Below are 15476 nucleotides of genomic sequence, written 5' to 3' on the forward strand. Positions count from 1 at the left end.
AGGCCGCGATTAGTGGCCCATGAGAAAACTAGGTGCTACCGAGCCGGTGGCGCCTGTGTCCACGGACCAAAGAAGCGCAGCCGCGTTGTACCCTCCTGCCCACGGGGTCCTGGCGGTTTCGGGCTCGGGTCGTCAGACTTGGCTCACATCGGTTCCCCGCTCGGCGGAGCCACGAGAGGACGACGGGCATGGCTGCGCGGACCAGCGAGGAGACTCAAAAACAGGCCCGGACCCTGATCGCAGACGTCGGAGTCGATCTCGGCGCGCAGCTGTCGGCACTGACGTCACGTCTGTACGAGGTGCTCGCCGCAGCGGGGGAGGAGATGGCCGGCGACCGGCAGCTTCTGGACGTGCTCTACGCCAGCATCGAGAGCAACCTCGCGATGCTGGCTCAGGTCATGCGCTACGACACGCGCGTGGACGATCTGGTGGCCCCGCCTGCGGCCAGAGAGTTCGCCCGGCGTCTCGCCCAACGAGGGATTTCGTCCAACACCCTGGTTCGTGCCTACCGGCTGGGGCAACAGGCTCTGATGGATTGGGCGTTGGGCGAGTGCGTCGTCCGCTCACCGGATCTGGAGGTTGCCTACCGCGCGAGCAGGGACTTCACCGAGCTGACCTTTCGGTACATCGACACCATCTCCGAGCAAGTTGTCCTCGAGTATGAGTCGGAGCGCGAGCGGTGGATGGCCAACCGCAACACGCTGCGCGCCGCGATGCTCATCGGCATACTCGCCAATGAGCGCGTCGACCTCGTCAGCGCCGAGCAGGCGCTGGGCTGTCGCCTTCGCCAGAACCACGTGGGATTCACCCTGTGGGTCGCCGAACCCGCACCGGCCGGGGTGAACCTGCTCGAGCTCGAACGGTGCCTACAGAGCTTGGCGAAGGCGGCCGGCGGCCGCGCCGACCCGCTGTTCTTTCCTCGTGACCAGTCGAGTGCGTGGGGATGGGTGCAGCTCGGCCGCGAGCCGGGCACCATGGACCTCGAGCGGCTGGTCGCGTCCATGTCCGACACGGACCCGCACGTGTTCGCGGCGATGGGATTCCCGGCGGCCGGACTGGACGGGTTCCGACATACCCACCTGGAGGCTCGCCGGGCCCAGGATCTGGCGCACGCTACCCGTCCCGTCGCGTGCCGGCTCACGTCGTATGCAGATCCGGAGGTGCGGATGGTGGCCCTGCTGGCCACCGATCTGGACTCGGCACGACGCATGGTCGCACGGTCATTGGGCCGGCTCGCCGTTGACAGCGAGCCGGCAGCCCGCCTCAGGGAGACCCTGCTGACGTTCCTCAACCAGAACGGCAGCTACACAGCCACCGCGGATCTCGTATACCTGCACAAGAACACCGTCAAGTACCGCGTGGACAAGGCGATCGAAGAACGCGGCCGTCCACTGGACGTGGATCACATGGAGCTCGAACTCGCTCTGCTCGCCTGCCGCTGGTTGGGATCCGCGGTGATGCGCAACGGGTGAACCGCCACTCGAGCACCCGCCGCGCTTTGTGTCTGCGGCCGCCGAAGGTGCGCAACAACCCACTGATGGGCCACTTCGCGCTCCTATGATGACAGTCGAGGGAGCGAGGTGGCATGGGCACTGGGCCGGCAGGAGTTCGGGCATGGGTTTTGGCGGTGGCGATGGTGCCTGTTGCTGCGATGGCGCTCGCGTTGCCGATGGCGCCCGCGTCCGCAGCCGGCGAGTCCGGAGTGAGCTGCGCGTCGGCGTCCACCGGCTGGCGTGCGCCGGTCGAGCAGCGCTACGTCATCACGTCGCCGTTCGGCATGCGAGTCGACCCGATCACCCACAGGCGGCAGCTGCATGCCGGCGTCGACCTGGCGATGCTGCCGGGCGCCGGCCCCGTCGTGGCGGCTGACGTGGGCACCGTCGTGCATGCCGGGCCATACGGCGGGCTGGGCAACGAGGTCACCCTGCAGCACGCGGACGGCGTGCAGACCCTCTACGGGCACATGGCGCGGATCGACCCGAGCATCAGACCGGGGGTCCAGGTCGCGGCGGGTCAGGTGCTCGGTGTGGAGGGGTCCACCGGGCAGAGCACCGGCGACCACCTGCACTTCGAGGTCCTCGTGAACGGCAAGCCGGTCAACCCGGTGCCGTTCATGGTCCAGCACGGTGCACCACTGACCGGGTCGGCCTCGACGACTGCGGTCTCTGCGGGCTTTGTGCTGCCGGCGGCAGGCAAGGTACGCAAGGACAGCATCAACCAGCCGGCACTGTCGGTGCCCGCCACGATCATGGACCTGTATGTCGCGGCGGGGCAGAAGTATGGCGTGCCCTGGCCGCTGCTCGCCGGCGTGGGCATGGAGGAGACCGGGCAGGGCCGCAACAACCACGAGTCGAGCGCCGGAGCGCAGGGTCTCATGCAGTTCCTGCCGGCCACCTTCGCGCGCTATAGCGTCGATGGCAACGGTGACGGCAAGATCGACATCCACAACGACGCCGACAGCGTCTACTCCGCGGCGCACGCGCTCAGCGAGTTCGGTGTCAAGGATGGTGCGGCCGGCGTGCGGACGGCACTCTTCAGCTACAACCACGCCATCTGGTACGTCAACGACGTGCTCTACTACGCCGCCTCGTACGCGGCCGGCGCCGGCGGCATCGCGTGCACCAGTACGTCGGACGGATCAGCGTCACCGGCACAGACTGCTGGTGTGGTGGCCTGGGCGCGGGGTCAGGTCGGGCATGCCTACCGCTTCGGCTCGGATGGGCCGGACACCTGGGACAGCTCGTCCTTCGTGCAGGCGGCCTACGCAAAGATTGGTGTGCAGATCCCGAGAACAGCACAGGCGCAGCGCAACTGGCTCGCCTCCGGCCATGGCGTGCGGGTGCAGCCGGGGCAGGAGAAGGCCGGCGACCTGATCTTCGAGAACAGCTATCTCGGTCCGGACAAGATCGGCTTTGTCATGCTTGTCTCCGATCCGGGCTCCCAGCGCGGGATTGCCGCGCGCAACCCCAAGCTCGGCGTGAGCTATGCGAGCTATGCCGGTGCTGCGCAGAGCAAGCACATCTTCGAGATCTGGCGCGTCAACGCGCCGACGGGGGGATCCACCAGACCCTGACCGAACCTTCTCCTGCACGCTGCACCCGGGGTGATACCTGTCGATGTGATGCGCTCCCAACCGAGCCGACACCACAGAGCCTAATATCCGCGCGCACGACGATGCACTACCTCAGACGCACCATGAGGGCGCGCCGGATGATCAGGAACAGAAAGGCTAGGCGACTCCAGTGGTCTCGCATAAGAAGTCGATTTTAGTGAGCGCGGTTGCAGCGTCGACCGCATTGGTTGGAGTGGTGGTGGCGAGCCCGGCGCAGGCGGCGCCGAACCGGTCCTGCACGGCAAATGTGGGTAATTCGGGTTTGAGCGCGGCGGTGGTGGCGCATTCTGGCCAGCGGATTGCCTACCGCGCAATCAACGCGACGGGGTGCGATATCGGCATCTATGTCGGTCAGGGCGTCTCGCACGTGCGGATCGACGGCGTGTGGGTCACGGGCGCCGGGTTCCAGGGCATCTTCGCCGAGAAGACCTCGCACATCAGCATCGAGCACTCGGTCGTCACGGATGGCGGCTGGAAAACGATCGATCCCACGGCGCCACCGCTGGCGGGCAACGGGTTGCACTCCTACGTGGGTCAGTCGTTCGCGATCAGCTTGTTCGGAGTTTCGCACTCCACGGTCAGAGGCAACCTGGTGTTCAACAACGGGCGTGGCGGGATCGGGGTGATGGACAACGGTGCCAATGATCCGGGACACCTGAGCATGGCGCCGTACCAGAACCCCTCGGCGGCGCCGGTGGATGCGTCGTACGACTCGGTCGTCGGCAACCGGACGTGGGCAAACTACAACGGGTGCGGCCTGGTCGCCGCGACCCAGAACTTCGGCGGCAGTCTCTCGCACCTGATGCTGGCTGACAACACCATCGCCGGACAAGGGCTCTCGATGACAAAGGGTGCCGACGTCGGTGGGCTCGTGGTGGCTGCCGACCCGCCGGACTCCTCGGTGAGCAACGTGAGTGTGCGCGGCAACAGGGTAACCAACTCGGTCGAGGGCGGAGTGGTTGTCAACGCTGAAGCCTTCAACTCGTTCACCAAGGATGTCACGGTGGAGGGCAACAGGCTCTCGGGCAACAACTGGGGCGCCCAGGAGGCACCGAAGACCGCCGGGGTCGTCGTCTTCGAGAACCCCGGATGGAACGCGCAGCCCGTGCCGCCGCAGGCGAAGGCTCCGGTCAACATCAACACGGTGATTACGAGGAACTTCATCACCTCGCAGTTCTATGGGATCTGGGCCACGGGAAACCAGGCGCCTAAGGTCCGATGGAACTACATCCGGGTGACCGCAGGTGGTATGCCGGTCTCCATCGGCTGAACCAGTAGTCCGGGGTTTGGCGGGCACACACACATATTGGGTGGCAAGGGAGGCCATGACCACCCAGACTGGGCGTGTGCCCGTCGAACCCGCGAGTGACCTACCGGATGACAAGTGGACTGTGCAGGTCGGCAGATCCGCGGTCGAAGCACTGGATCGCGCACAGCCTCTCATCGCAGCTGATGCCGTCCGGCACTCTGTATTCGCCACAGTGACAGCCGCATTGGTCGATGAGCCGGAGCGGCACAAGGATCCGTGCTGGTTCTTCCTCGGTCGTGGCAGGGGCGTCGACGCCGTGGCGATGCACACCCCGCCGCAGGCTCTGCACGTGTCGACGCATGTGCCGGGTGCGACGCAGGAGTTGGCGACGTTCGTGGCCGAGACGGCTCAGCCGATCCCCGGCGTCGGGGGAGACCGCGCCGCCGTCGAAGCCTTTCTCGATCGGTACACAGCGATCACCGGACGAACCGGCTTCGCCGTCGAGGGCAAGGGTGTGTTCGACCTGCCGAGCGAGCCGGAGCTCTCGCGGGCGGTTCCCGGTGACTACCTGGTCGCAGGTGAAGACCACTTGGGCCTGGCCACCGCATGGGTCCGAGCGTTCAAGGCCGACATCGGCACACCGTGCGATGGGACCGAGCGGAGTCTCGTGGGGCGTCACATCGCCGCTGGGAGGCTTGGGCTGTGGCTGGCGAACGGCGTTCCCGTAGCAATGTGCTGGGCGTCGACCTCGCACGCGGGCGTGGTCCGGATATCGGGGGTCTACACGCCATCGGAGCTGCGGGGGCACGGCTACGCCAGCGCGGTGGTGTGTGCGGCCAGCCGTCGTCAGCAGGATCTCGGCCACCGGTGCATGCTCTACACGCAGCTGTCGAACCCGACATCGAACAAGATCTACCAGGCCATGGGCTACCGTCGCGTCGGGGACGATCTGCAGGTCCAGTTCGACGCTCCAGAGGCGCGATAGCTCCACTGAGAGTCAGGCTATGGTGGCAGGCGCGAGCGGCATACTGGTTCGATGGCGGATCCTTCGCTCGCGGACCAGTTTCGCAGCCACTTCGGTCATCGCGACCATCTGTATGGAGTCCTGCTGGGCGAGCTCGCGGATGACCTCGATGCCGGCGGTGTGACTGCGCGAATCTGCGAGGGGTATGACGAGGTGTCGCGCGGTGCGGCGGTGCAGCTGCGTCTGCTGGCCGGGATATTCCGGATCGTGCTGCGTGGCGACGCGCCGGCGCTCGAGCGGTTCTACCCGAGTCTTGGTGGGACTGCCGACCCGCGGGATGCCTGGCCGGCGTTTCGCCCCGTGCTGGAGCGGCACGTAGGTGAGCTGCACGATGCGCTCGCCAAACCACCGCAGACCAACGAGGTCGGCCGATCCGCCTGCCTGGTGATCGGACTGTTTGAGGCGGTTCGGCGCACCGGTCTGCGACGCATCCGGCTGCTGGAACCCGGAGCATCGGCGGGGCTGAACCTGAACGTCGACAGATACCGGATGGTCGGCCCGGCGTGGTCCTGGGGGCCCGGGAACAGCCCGGTGTGCCTGGACACCAAAGCCGTCGGCGTGCGACCGGAGCCCTTGACCATCATCGAGCGTCGAGGTTGCGACCTGGACCCCGTCGATGCGTCGACCAGCGACGGCGGACGATACCTCACGTCATACGTCTGGCCGTTCGACCTGGACCGGCACCGGCGTCTGGCGACTGCGCTCGAAGTGGTCCGCGAGCACCCGGTGAGCATCGAACGATTGGCGGCCTCCGAGTGGCTGGACCGACAGCTGGCCGACGACCCGGGCGCGGAGGTGCTCACCGTCGTGTGGCAGTCGATCACCCAGCAATACTGGGCCGCAGCGGAATCGGCGCGCGTGCAGGAGATTGTCGGCGCGGGCAGGGCGCAGATCGCACTCGCGCACATCACGATGGAGGGTGTGCCACCTGCGCAGACGGGAGGTGGCTATGACATCGCCACGCAAGGTCCCGAGCTCGCGCTGGATGGCGAGGTGATCGCGCGCAGCCACCACCACGGGCCACCGATCGTCCTGAGCTAGGTTCCGTGCGACCGAGCCCCTGCTGTCAGCTCCCTGCCCAGCGCGGCGGGCGCCTCTCGAAGAACGCGGCAACCCCTTCAGCCGCATCGTGCGAGGAGGCCACGCGAGCCTTGGCCCGGTCGGTGACGTCCCAGCCGGTCTGCTCGAGGGTGGCGTCCTGCTCGCGCAGGGCGCCGAGCACCTGCTGCACGGCATACGGCGAGGACCGGCAGATCTCCTCGGCCAGGGCAAGGGCTGCCTCCAGGGCCTTGCCGGCGGTGGTGAGCTCATTGACGAAACCCACGTCGTACGCGCGCTGTGCCGACAGACACCGCCCGGTGATCATCAGTTCGTGGGCGATGTTTGCCGGCAGCCGCCTGGTTGCTCGTAGGAGTGCGCCCGACGTCGGGACAAGTCCTCGCAAGGTCTCCGGCAGTCCGAACGTCGCGGTCGACGACGCGACGACGAGATCACAGGCCAGGGCGATCTCCAAGCCGCCGCCGAGCGCGGGACCTTCGACCGCGGCGAGGATGGGCTTGACGGACCGGCGACGGATGACCCCGTACTCTCCGCCACGGGAGGTGGCCCCACTGCCCTTGAGGTCGCTGCCCGCACTGAAGACCGACTCCGTGCCGGTGATGATCGCGACCCATAGCTCCGCGTCGTCCTCGAAGTCGTTGAGCGCAGCGTCGAGTCCCTCGGTGGTCTCGGCGTCGATGGCGTTGCGCTTCTCCTCGCGGTCGATGCGCACGACGAGGCTGTGGTGGATGCGTTCGGTGGCAACAGGCATGAGGCCGACCCTAGTTCGTGGACGGGTGCACTCGGGGATCAGCAAGGTTGCAAGCGTGCCGGGATCAGGTAGCAGGGACCTTCTGCGGTTCCGCTCCGGCGAGTCCGCCGGCCGCAGCCGGCGGTGCACTGCTCCGGCGCCGCATCCGGTGCTCGAGCATCTCGGCGACCTTCGTGATCGAGTAGTTCACCACGATGTAGATGAGCGCCACGACGATCACGATCGGCAGCATGTTGCTGTAGGTCGACGCGGAGGTGCTGCCCGAGTTGAGCAGCTCCATGTAGGTGATGTTGTAGCCGAGCGCCGTGTCCTTGAGAATCACGACCAGCTGGCTGACCAGCGTCGGCAGCATCGAGGTGATTGCCTGGGGCAGCATGATGCTGCGCAGGGTCTGCTGGGGGCGCAGCCCGATCGACAGCCCGGCCTCCCGTTGCCCACCCGGCACCTGGTCGACTCCCGAGCGAAGGATCTCGCAGATCACCGCGCTGTTGTAGAGGGTGAGTCCGGTGACGGTGCCGGCGAGGGCATTCATCGACGAGGGAAAGACGTTGTTGTACGCATACAGGCCGAAGGAGAAGATCATCATCAGCAGCACCGGAATGGCGCGGAAGACCTCCACCCACACGGTGCAGAACCAGTTCAGCACCCGGACGCTGGACATGCGCGCCAGAGCGAGCAGCACACCCAGCACCGACGCGAGCGCGATGCTGATCAGCGCGGCCTTGATCGTGCCCCACAGGCCTGGGAGCAAGTAGGACCTCCACAGTGTCCCGTGGATGAAGGGTTCCCACTTGGCGCCGGTGAACTGGTGCTTGCTGTCCAGCTTCCAGACGATCGCGGCGGCGACGACCAGCATCAGCAGTATGCCGATGCCGGACAGGATTCGGTTGCGCGCCCTGGCCTTCGGGCCGGGTGCGTCGAAGAGAACCCCGGCGCTCATCGCTTCACCGCCAGGCGCTTGGAGAAGGTATTGAGGAAGATCCCCACCGGCACGGTGAGGATGACGAAGAGCATGGCCATCACGGCGAACGCCAGATTCAGCAGGTCGGAGCGGAACTCGTTGATTCTCGCCAGCTGGTACGCGAGCTCGGCGACTCCGATGGTCATGACGACCGTGGTGTTCTTGGTCAATGCAATCAGGGTGTTGCCCAGCGGCGTCACGGCACCACGGAAGGCCTGCGGCAGGACCACCTCGCGCAGGCTTTGGGTGAAGGTCAGCCCGATCGACCGAGCGGCCTCGGCCTGTCCGAGCGGAATCGTGTTGACACCGCTGCGTAGTGCCTCGCACACGAAGGAGGCGTGATAGACGATCAGTGCGACCAGTGCAAGCCGGAAGTTGTTGACGGTGAAGAAGTCTCGGCTGTGGTCGTTCGCCAGGGTGATACCAAGGGTCTGCCAGAGCACGAGGCTGCACGCAAAGACGATCAGCGTCAGGGGAGTGTTGCGGAAGACGGTGACGTAGGCCGTCCCGGCGGCGCGCAGCATACGCACGGGAGACAGGCGCAGCACAGCCACGAGGGTGCCGAGAATCAGGCTACCGATGGCGCCGATCACGGTGAGCTTGATGGTCATCCAGAACGCGGACCACAGATCGAACTGGCTGAAGAGGGCATTCATGTGAGCTCCAGGCTGGGCGGCGACAATCCCCGGTGGTGGAGCGGACTGTGCCGCTCCACCACCGGGGACGGGTCATGAGCAGGTGGCCGGGGTGGGCGGGTTCGTCTTCTGGTTGTACTCGTAGGAGTCTCCGAAGTCCGCCTTGACGAGCTTCTCCCAGGTGCCGTCCTTGACCATGTCCTTGATGGCCGTGTTGACCTTCTCACAGGTGGCGGTGTCGCCCTTCTTCAGACCGATGCCGTAGTTCTCCTCAGAAAAGGTGTCGCCGGCCAGCTTCAGTTTGCCCTTGTAGGCGGACTGGTTGGCGTAGCCGGCCAGGATGGTGTCATCCGTGGTCATCGCGTCGATCACTCCGTTGGACAGCGCCTCCGCGCACTTGGAGTAGGTGTCGAACTTCTGCGGCACCAGGTCGGGCTGCTCCTTCTTGAGGTTCTCCACGGAGGTCGAACCGGTCACCGAGCAGACCTTCTTTCCCTTCACATCCTTCACGCCGTTGATGGTGCTGTCGGCCTTGACCAGCAGCGACTGGCCGGCGATGAAGTACGGGCCCGCGAAGGACACCTCCTTCTTGCGGTCGTCGGTGATCGAGTAGGAGGCGACCACGAGCTTGACCTGACCGGACTTGATCAGAGTCTCGCGTTGCTTGCTGGGTGCCTGAACCCACTCGATCTGGTCGGGCTTGTAGCCCATCTTGCCGGCCACATAGGTCGCCACGTCGACATCGAAGCCGGTGTACTTGTTGCCCTCTTTCAGGCCGAGGCCCGGCTGGTCGAACTTCGTGCCGATCTTGATCTTGTCGCCCGAGCCGGAGCTCGAGTCACCGCTGGATCCGCCGCAGGCGGTCAGGCTGAGACCGGCGGCGGCAAGGATGGCGATGGATACGGTGCTGCGACGAAGGTGCATGACTTCTCCCTGAATTCGGTGACGGGGTTGAACGGTTGTGACGGTTTGTGCCCGCGGTGACGGTCGCGGGCTTGGTCAGTGCGTGAGGATCTTGCCGAGAAAGTCCTTCGCCCGCTCGGTGGTCGGATGGTTGAAGAACTCTTCGGGGGGTGCCTGTTCAAGGACCTGACCGTCCGACATGAAGATCACCCGGTCGGCGGCGCGGCGGGCGAAGCCCATCTCGTGGGTGACCACGATCATGGTCATGCCCTCTTGGGCCAGCTGACCCATCACGTCGAGAACCTCGTTGATCATCTCCGGGTCGAGGGCCGAGGTGGGTTCGTCGAAGAGCATCGCCTTCGGTTCCATCGCCAGCGATCGGGCGATGGCCACCCGCTGCTGCTGCCCACCGGAGAGCTGAGCCGGATACTTGTGCGCCTGCTGTTCGACCCCGACTCGGGTGAGCAGTTCGATGGCGCGCTTCTCCGCCTGAGCCTTGGATCGCCCTCTGACCTTGATGGGACCGAGGGTGACGTTCTGCAGGATGGTCTTGTGCGCGAAGAGGTTGAACGCCTGGAAGACCATCCCGACATCGGCCCGCAGACGAGCCAGCGCGGCGCCCTCCTCGGGAAGCGGCATGCCGTCGATCGTGATGGATCCCGACTCGTAGGTCTCCAGTCGGTTGATCGCGCGGCAGAGTGTGGACTTGCCGGAACCTGACGGGCCGAGCACCACGACGACCTCGCCTTTGGCGACCGTGAGATCGATGTCTCGCAGCACGTGCAGGTCGCCGAAGTGCTTGTTCACGCCGGTGAGCACGATCAGCGGTTCGCCCGTGGCGGCCGCGACGGCGTCGGCGGCCGGCGTGGACAGCGGGACAGAGCGGTTCGTCATAGCCCGGGAGCCTATGTGCAATCTCAGACTATTTTCAGGTAATTGCGCTAGGGACGGCGCTTTGTTGTCGGAATGTTGCCTTAATTCGTCGACGACAGACCGCAGGCCTCCAGCCGGCGCAGCCGCGGCTCGCCAACCGTCGGGTAGGCAGGTGTGATGTTCAGCAGTTGTCTGCACAAACGTCCGAAGTCGCCTGCCCGCACCGCCGCGGGGCACTGCTCTGACTCGCGGCGTGTGCCATATGGGAATCGACGTGCGTATGTGACCGATGGGGCGCCTTGCGCACGAACAACCGTCGAGGTGCCTTTCCCGGCCGAGAAACCGAACGCGAACTCATCGCCGAGCGAGTCGACGCCGGCATCGCCTCAGCTCGCCAGAGGTGGTCATCGACTCATCGAGCCCGTGCGGTCGGCGACATGCAAGGTCACCGGCGGTGCGGAGCGATAGGCCATCATCCCGGCCGCGCCGCAAGCCATTGCGACCACGACCGCAAACCCGGCGTAGGTGTGCGGCAGGCCCCAGCGGCTGGCGGCGGCGCCGGCGAGGATGGTCGGGACCGCCATTGCGGCATAGCAGCACAGGTAGAACGCCGACATGACGCTTCCGCGCTGGGCGGCCGGAATCACCTGAGTCAGGTGGCGGAAGGACCCACTGAAGGTCATGCCGAAGCTCCCGCCCAGGGCAACGGAGCCGACAAAGACGGCTATCGCGTGGCCGGACAGGACCATCGGGATGCTGAGCAGGCTCGCGGCAACCAGTCCGACGTCTCCGTACAGGGCGAGTCTCCGGGCACCGGCGTGGCGGGTGAGGGCCTGGGCGACAGCGGCGCTGAACGTCATCGCTGCCACTGCGCTGCCGCCGAAGATGAGGGAGTGGATTCCGGTCTCCTGGGCGGTCAGCTGAGGAAACAGCGACAGGTAGATGCCGAGCACGATCCAGGAGGCCATTGCGCCGAGCGTGGCGAAGGCGAAGTCGGCCGCTATCGGAGCGGGCACTCCCGGTCGCACGATCCGGATCCGTCCGGTGCGCGCGCCGTGCGTCTCCGGGGAGAGCGCGAGCACGATGAGGGTGAGGGCGGTCAGGGCCGCGATCACGGCATACGGCAGCACCAGGGGATGGGGGAGCAGCTGGGCCAGGACTGCACTGCCGAGCACGCCCACGCCCATCCCTGACGCGAGCACGATGCCCGTGAGGTGCCCGGTGCGGGCGGTGTCATCGGGCCGGACATCCAGCAGGGCGGCGCCGACCGCGACCGCCGCGCTGCCGATCGAGGCACCGTGGATGACTCGTGCGATCAGCAGGCCGACGATGCTGTGCGCGGTCATGAACACCGCCAGTCCGGCCAGGAGTCCGACGGCCGACATCAGCAGGACCGGCTTGCGGCCGATGGCGTCGGTCAGCGGACCGGCCACCAGAAGTGCGCTCATGGCGGCCAGGGCGTAGACGGCGAAGACGACAGTGAGGTCCAGGGGACTCAGTCGCCACTCGCGGGCGTATGTGCCGTAGAGGGGCGAGGGCGTGCCGGAGACCGCGAGAGCCAGGCCGAGCAGGACGAAGAGCATGACGTAGGTCGTGCGTCCCCGCCGCCGCGGCGAACGCATCCGATCGACCGCGGCGGCCGGGGTGGCGTTGATGGTGCTCTCGGCGCAGCTCGTCATGACGACTCCTCATCTAGTTCGACGAGTATCGAACTAGATGAAGATAGCATGAGTTTGACGGTTGTCGAACTTGATACCCTGAGGCCATGACGACACAGACGGCTGCGGAGGCCGACGAATGCCCTGTGGTGGGCACGCTGGAAGATGTGCTTGCGGCCCTCGGCGACCCGGTGCGGCTCGAGATGGTGCGGCGCATGTGGGGTGCGGGCGGGCCGAAGCCGTGTGGTCAGCTCTACGCCGGGGTGAGCAAGTCGACCGCCAGCCATCACTTCAAGGTCCTGCGCGAGGCCGGGATCGTCCGGACGGCCAGGATCAACGGCAAGGTGCACCAGGAGCTGCGCAAGGCCGAGCTGGAAGCGGCCTTCGGCCCCGTGCTGGAGTCGGTCGTTCGCGCGGCCAACCGCTGATCCCGACCCTGGTCCGGTGGGTGGTTCGGGCCCACCTTGACCTATAAGCGGGAGTTTGTGGGAGTCATAGATAAACGCCATTGTGTTATCGATCCCTTCCAGGCATGCTGGAGCAAGCGGCGCGGCCGGATCAGGTTGGCGCGGTTTCCTACTGGCAAGACCCGCACACAGGTGGTGGGCACGATCGCGGAGGATTCCTCGATGGCACTGCACGAAAAGCCGGTCACGGCGAGTTCTGGCACCGACCGGAGCGTCGAGAGTGCGTCCGCCCAGGACGGAACCGCCGATGTGGTCGACCGCTGCAGTGCCGAGGATCGTGCCTGGTTGGACGAGGCGATCCGCAAGGTCGAGGCGGACGCGAACCGCTCCGCGGACACGCACCTGCTGCCCATCCCGCTGCCGGGGGACTGGGGCATCGACCTGTACCTCAAGGATGAGTCGACCCACCCGACGGGCAGTCTCAAGCACCGGCTGGCGCGGTCGCTGTTTCTCTATGCGCTGTGCAGTGGCCGGATCCACGAGGACACCACGATCATCGAGGCCTCGAGCGGGTCGACGGCGGTCTCGGAGGCCTACTTCGCCCGGATGCTCGGATTGTCGTTCGTTGCGGTGATCCCGAAGAGCACCAGCCCTGAAAAGATCTCCCTCATCGAGTTCTACGGTGGCACCTGTCATTTCGTCGCTGGGGCGGATGAGGCGGCGCCGGAGTCGAGGCGGTTGGCCGCTGAGACCGGCGGTTACTTCATGGACCAGTTCACCTATGCCGAGCGCGCCACGGACTGGCGCAGCAGCAACAACATCGCCGAGTCGATATTCAATCAGCTTGCCGCCGAGAGGTATCCGGTGCCTGCGTGGGTCGTGGTCGGCGCCGGCACCGGCGGCACGAGTGCGACCATCGGGCGATACATCCGCTACCGTCGGCACAGCACCAAGCTGTGCGTGGTGGACCCGGAGAACTCTGCCTTCTTCGACGGCTGGGTGCAGGACGACATGACGCACACGACGGGCATGGGTTCGCGCATCGAAGGCATTGGACGTCCGCAGGTGGAGCCGTCGTTCGTGCCTACCATCGTTGATCGGATGATGCGGATCCCGGATGCGGCCTCCGTGGCGACGGTGCGCTACTTGGAAAAGCTGATCGGCCGGCGTGCGGGTGGCTCGACGGGCACCAGCCTGTGGGCGGCGCTGCGCATCATCGCGGAGATGCGTTCTCGTGGCGAGCGAGGCAGCGTCGTGGCGTTGCTCTGCGACGGGGGAGAGCGCTACTGCGGCACGTACTACAACGATGCGTGGCTACGCGAGAACGGTCTGGACCTTGCGCCGTATACGGCGATCCTCAACACCTTTCATGAGACCGGCGAGTGGCCGACAAGCCAGGGCTAGGGGTCCGGGCCCGGTCTCAGTCGAGGACAGCACGGCAAGGGGCGACCGATGATGAAGGACGGCGTTCCTCGGCGGGCGGCACTGCTGGCTGGCCTCGGCGCGGCCGGTGCCATGCTCAGCGGGTGTGGCGACCCCGGTCCCGACAGCCGCCGGGTAACCCCCACGAAGGCGTCCGGAACGGCGTACTCAAGGTCGCCGTCGCCCACTGCTCTGGCCGCGCCGGACCTGGACGCGCTCGAGTCCACGTTCGGTGGAAAGGTTGGGCTCTACGCTCTCGACACCGGCACCGGGGCGGCGGTGCGACACCGGGCCGACGAGCGGTTCCTGATGTGTTCGACCTACAAGGTCCTGGTGGTGTCGGCCACGCTGTCGCAGGCGCAAGCGCGGCCTCGTCTGATGGACCAGGTCGTGCACTTCCGGGCGGCCGAGGTGTTGCCCTATTCGCCGGTCACCTCCACGCACACCGCAGAGAGTATGACGGTGTCCGCGCTGTGCGACGCCGCCCTGACCCGCAGCGACAACACGGCGGCCAACCTGCTGGTAGATCTGGTCGGCGGGCCGACTTCAGTGACGAAGTACGTGCGCACCCTGGATGATCCCGAGACCCGGGTTGATCGCGATGAGCCCGCTTTGAACATCGCGGACGGAAGCCTGGACACCACGACCGCTGATGCGATCGGTGCCGACCTGCTCAAACTGGTCCTGGGCGATGCGTTGACTGCCCAGAACCGGAAGCTGCTCACCGCCTGGCTCAAGGCGAACACCACTGGTGATCGGTCGATTCGGGCTGGGCTGCCAAGAGGCTGGGCAGTTGGCGACAAGACCGGAAGCGGTGTGCATGGCGAGGTGAACGATGTCGCCGTGATCTGGCCGCCGCGTCGCGCCCCGCTGATCATGGCCATCTATACCCGCCCGACCGACCCCGGGTCCACCGAGGGATATCACGCGGTCGCCCGCGCCACTCGGATTGCCCTGAAGGCTCTCGCGATCGGTGCCTGACCGGTCCGCGCGTCGAGCTGAGACGCAACGTGCCTGACCGCAGGGAGAACAGGACGGCGAGTCAGCCGGACTGCTGCCCAAACCTTTGAAGGCTGCGCTCACGGGCCTTGGCGGCCTCGACCTCGCGGTCCTTGGGCGACGCCGTCGTCACGAGGGCATCGAGCAGCTCGTGGGTGATGCGCGCGACCTCGTCGACGGCGCGGTCGATCGCTTCTCGATTGGCAACTGACGGCTTCTGCATTCCGCTGACCTTGCGGACGTACTGCAGGGCAGAGGCGTGAACCTCCTCGTCGGTAGCGGGCGGGTCGAAATTGTAGAGGGTGCGGATATTGCGACACATAGAACGAGCGTGCCACACGACTCCGGAATCGGGTATCCCTCAGAAGATGGCCGGACCTGAGCGGCGACGCCGTGAAGCGTGTGCCGGTGGGATTGCCGCCG

15 protein-coding genes are annotated in these 15476 nt (G+C 66.3%); 8 read left to right on the forward strand and 7 right to left on the reverse strand.

Annotation, left to right across the window (positions count from 1 at the left end; all coding sequences use genetic code 11):
• Positions 1 to 188: 188 nt before the first annotated feature.
• The 5 genes from FGL98_RS19690 (at position 189) to FGL98_RS19710 (ending at position 6426) form a co-directional block, all read left to right on the forward strand.
• The gene (locus FGL98_RS19690; RefSeq protein WP_146319672.1) at positions 189 to 1472 is read left to right on the forward strand and encodes a PucR family transcriptional regulator; all 1284 of its coding nucleotides are present in this window, start codon (positions 189 to 191) and stop codon (positions 1470 to 1472) included.
• Positions 1473 to 1636: 164 nt separating this feature from the next.
• Positions 1637 to 3073 (forward strand): peptidoglycan DD-metalloendopeptidase family protein, encoded by a 1437-nt coding sequence (locus FGL98_RS19695; RefSeq protein ID WP_186526265.1) that lies wholly within the window; start codon positions 1637 to 1639, stop codon positions 3071 to 3073.
• Between the two features lie 196 nt (positions 3074 to 3269).
• Positions 3270 to 4382 (forward strand): right-handed parallel beta-helix repeat-containing protein, encoded by a 1113-nt coding sequence (locus tag FGL98_RS19700; protein WP_186526266.1) that lies wholly within the window; start codon positions 3270 to 3272, stop codon positions 4380 to 4382.
• A gap of 76 nt (positions 4383 to 4458) precedes the next feature.
• Entirely contained in the window at positions 4459 to 5346 is an 888-nt protein-coding gene (locus FGL98_RS19705) for a GNAT family N-acetyltransferase (protein ID WP_186526267.1), read from the forward strand.
• Between the two features lie 51 nt (positions 5347 to 5397).
• A complete protein-coding gene (locus FGL98_RS19710) occupies positions 5398 to 6426 on the forward strand; it encodes a DUF2332 domain-containing protein (RefSeq protein WP_146319680.1) in 1029 nt (342 codons plus the stop codon).
• 25 nt (positions 6427 to 6451) lie between these two features.
• Here the strand turns inward: FGL98_RS19710 and FGL98_RS19715 are convergent, their stop codons facing one another.
• From FGL98_RS19715 to FGL98_RS19740, 6 genes are all read right to left on the reverse strand, one after another.
• Entirely contained in the window at positions 6452 to 7195 is a 744-nt protein-coding gene (locus FGL98_RS19715; RefSeq protein ID WP_146319682.1) for an enoyl-CoA hydratase-related protein, read from the reverse strand.
• 64 nt (positions 7196 to 7259) lie between these two features.
• Positions 7260 to 8135 (reverse strand): amino acid ABC transporter permease, encoded by an 876-nt coding sequence (locus tag FGL98_RS19720; RefSeq protein WP_146319684.1) that lies wholly within the window; start codon positions 8133 to 8135, stop codon positions 7260 to 7262.
• Positions 8132 to 8812 (reverse strand): amino acid ABC transporter permease, encoded by a 681-nt coding sequence (locus FGL98_RS19725; RefSeq protein ID WP_146319686.1) that lies wholly within the window; start codon positions 8810 to 8812, stop codon positions 8132 to 8134. Before FGL98_RS19725 ends, FGL98_RS19720 begins: the two co-directional genes overlap by 4 nt.
• Positions 8813 to 8884: 72 nt before the next feature.
• Complete coding sequence (locus FGL98_RS19730; RefSeq protein WP_146319688.1) at positions 8885 to 9715, reverse strand: glutamate ABC transporter substrate-binding protein; 831 nt, start codon at positions 9713 to 9715, stop codon at positions 8885 to 8887.
• A gap of 75 nt (positions 9716 to 9790) precedes the next feature.
• Positions 9791 to 10519 (reverse strand): amino acid ABC transporter ATP-binding protein, encoded by a 729-nt coding sequence (locus FGL98_RS19735; protein ID WP_222432288.1) that lies wholly within the window; start codon positions 10517 to 10519, stop codon positions 9791 to 9793.
• Between the two features lie 452 nt (positions 10520 to 10971).
• Positions 10972 to 12246 carry an MFS transporter gene (locus FGL98_RS19740; protein ID WP_222432283.1) on the reverse strand — a complete coding sequence of 425 codons (1275 nt, stop codon included), beginning with the start codon at positions 12244 to 12246 and terminating at the stop codon, positions 10972 to 10974.
• A gap of 86 nt (positions 12247 to 12332) precedes the next feature.
• On the opposite strand from FGL98_RS19740, the gene FGL98_RS19745 reads away from it, so the two are divergent.
• The 3 genes from FGL98_RS19745 (at position 12333) to bla (ending at position 15035) form a co-directional block, all read left to right on the forward strand.
• Complete coding sequence (locus FGL98_RS19745) at positions 12333 to 12653, forward strand: ArsR/SmtB family transcription factor (protein ID WP_146319692.1); 321 nt, start codon at positions 12333 to 12335, stop codon at positions 12651 to 12653.
• A 201-nt stretch (positions 12654 to 12854) separates the two neighbouring features.
• Positions 12855 to 14036, forward strand: coding sequence for an L-cysteine desulfhydrase Cds1 (gene cds1, locus FGL98_RS19750; RefSeq protein WP_146319694.1), 1182 nt, complete (start codon positions 12855 to 12857; stop codon positions 14034 to 14036).
• Between the two features lie 48 nt (positions 14037 to 14084).
• Positions 14085 to 15035 carry a class A beta-lactamase gene (bla, locus tag FGL98_RS19755; RefSeq protein WP_222432284.1) on the forward strand — a complete coding sequence of 317 codons (951 nt, stop codon included), beginning with the start codon at positions 14085 to 14087 and terminating at the stop codon, positions 15033 to 15035.
• 61 nt (positions 15036 to 15096) lie between these two features.
• Here the strand turns inward: bla and FGL98_RS19760 are convergent, their stop codons facing one another.
• The gene (locus FGL98_RS19760; protein ID WP_146319696.1) at positions 15097 to 15375 is read right to left on the reverse strand and encodes a DUF2277 domain-containing protein; all 279 of its coding nucleotides are present in this window, start codon (positions 15373 to 15375) and stop codon (positions 15097 to 15099) included.
• Between the last annotated feature and the right edge of the window lie 101 nt (positions 15376 to 15476).

Origin of the sequence: Leekyejoonella antrihumi, assembly GCF_007845645.1 — a bacterium.
GTDB classification, from domain to species: domain Bacteria; phylum Actinomycetota; class Actinomycetes; order Actinomycetales; family Dermatophilaceae; genus Leekyejoonella; species Leekyejoonella antrihumi.

Bases quoted from the DNA above. Each gene is read 5' to 3' on its own strand.
- FGL98_RS19690 (WP_146319672.1), top strand. From the start codon at position 189: ATGGCTGCGCGGACCAGCGAGGAGACTCAAAAACAGGCCCGGACCCTG.
- FGL98_RS19710 (WP_146319680.1), top strand. From the start codon at position 5,398: ATGGCGGATCCTTCGCTCGCGGACCAGTTTCGCAGCCACTTCGGTCAT.
- FGL98_RS19715 (WP_146319682.1), bottom strand. From the start codon at position 7,195: ATGCCTGTTGCCACCGAACGCATCCACCACAGCCTCGTCGTGCGCATC.
- FGL98_RS19720 (WP_146319684.1), bottom strand. From the start codon at position 8,135: ATGAGCGCCGGGGTTCTCTTCGACGCACCCGGCCCGAAGGCCAGGGCG.
- FGL98_RS19725 (WP_146319686.1), bottom strand. From the start codon at position 8,812: ATGAATGCCCTCTTCAGCCAGTTCGATCTGTGGTCCGCGTTCTGGATG.
- FGL98_RS19730 (WP_146319688.1), bottom strand. From the start codon at position 9,715: ATGCACCTTCGTCGCAGCACCGTATCCATCGCCATCCTTGCCGCCGCC.
- FGL98_RS19740 (WP_222432283.1), bottom strand. From the start codon at position 12,246: ATGACGAGCTGCGCCGAGAGCACCATCAACGCCACCCCGGCCGCCGCG.
- FGL98_RS19745 (WP_146319692.1), top strand. From the start codon at position 12,333: ATGACGACACAGACGGCTGCGGAGGCCGACGAATGCCCTGTGGTGGGC.
- cds1 (WP_146319694.1), top strand. From the start codon at position 12,855: ATGGCACTGCACGAAAAGCCGGTCACGGCGAGTTCTGGCACCGACCGG.
- bla (WP_222432284.1), top strand. From the start codon at position 14,085: ATGATGAAGGACGGCGTTCCTCGGCGGGCGGCACTGCTGGCTGGCCTC.
- FGL98_RS19760 (WP_146319696.1), bottom strand. From the start codon at position 15,375: ATGTGTCGCAATATCCGCACCCTCTACAATTTCGACCCGCCCGCTACC.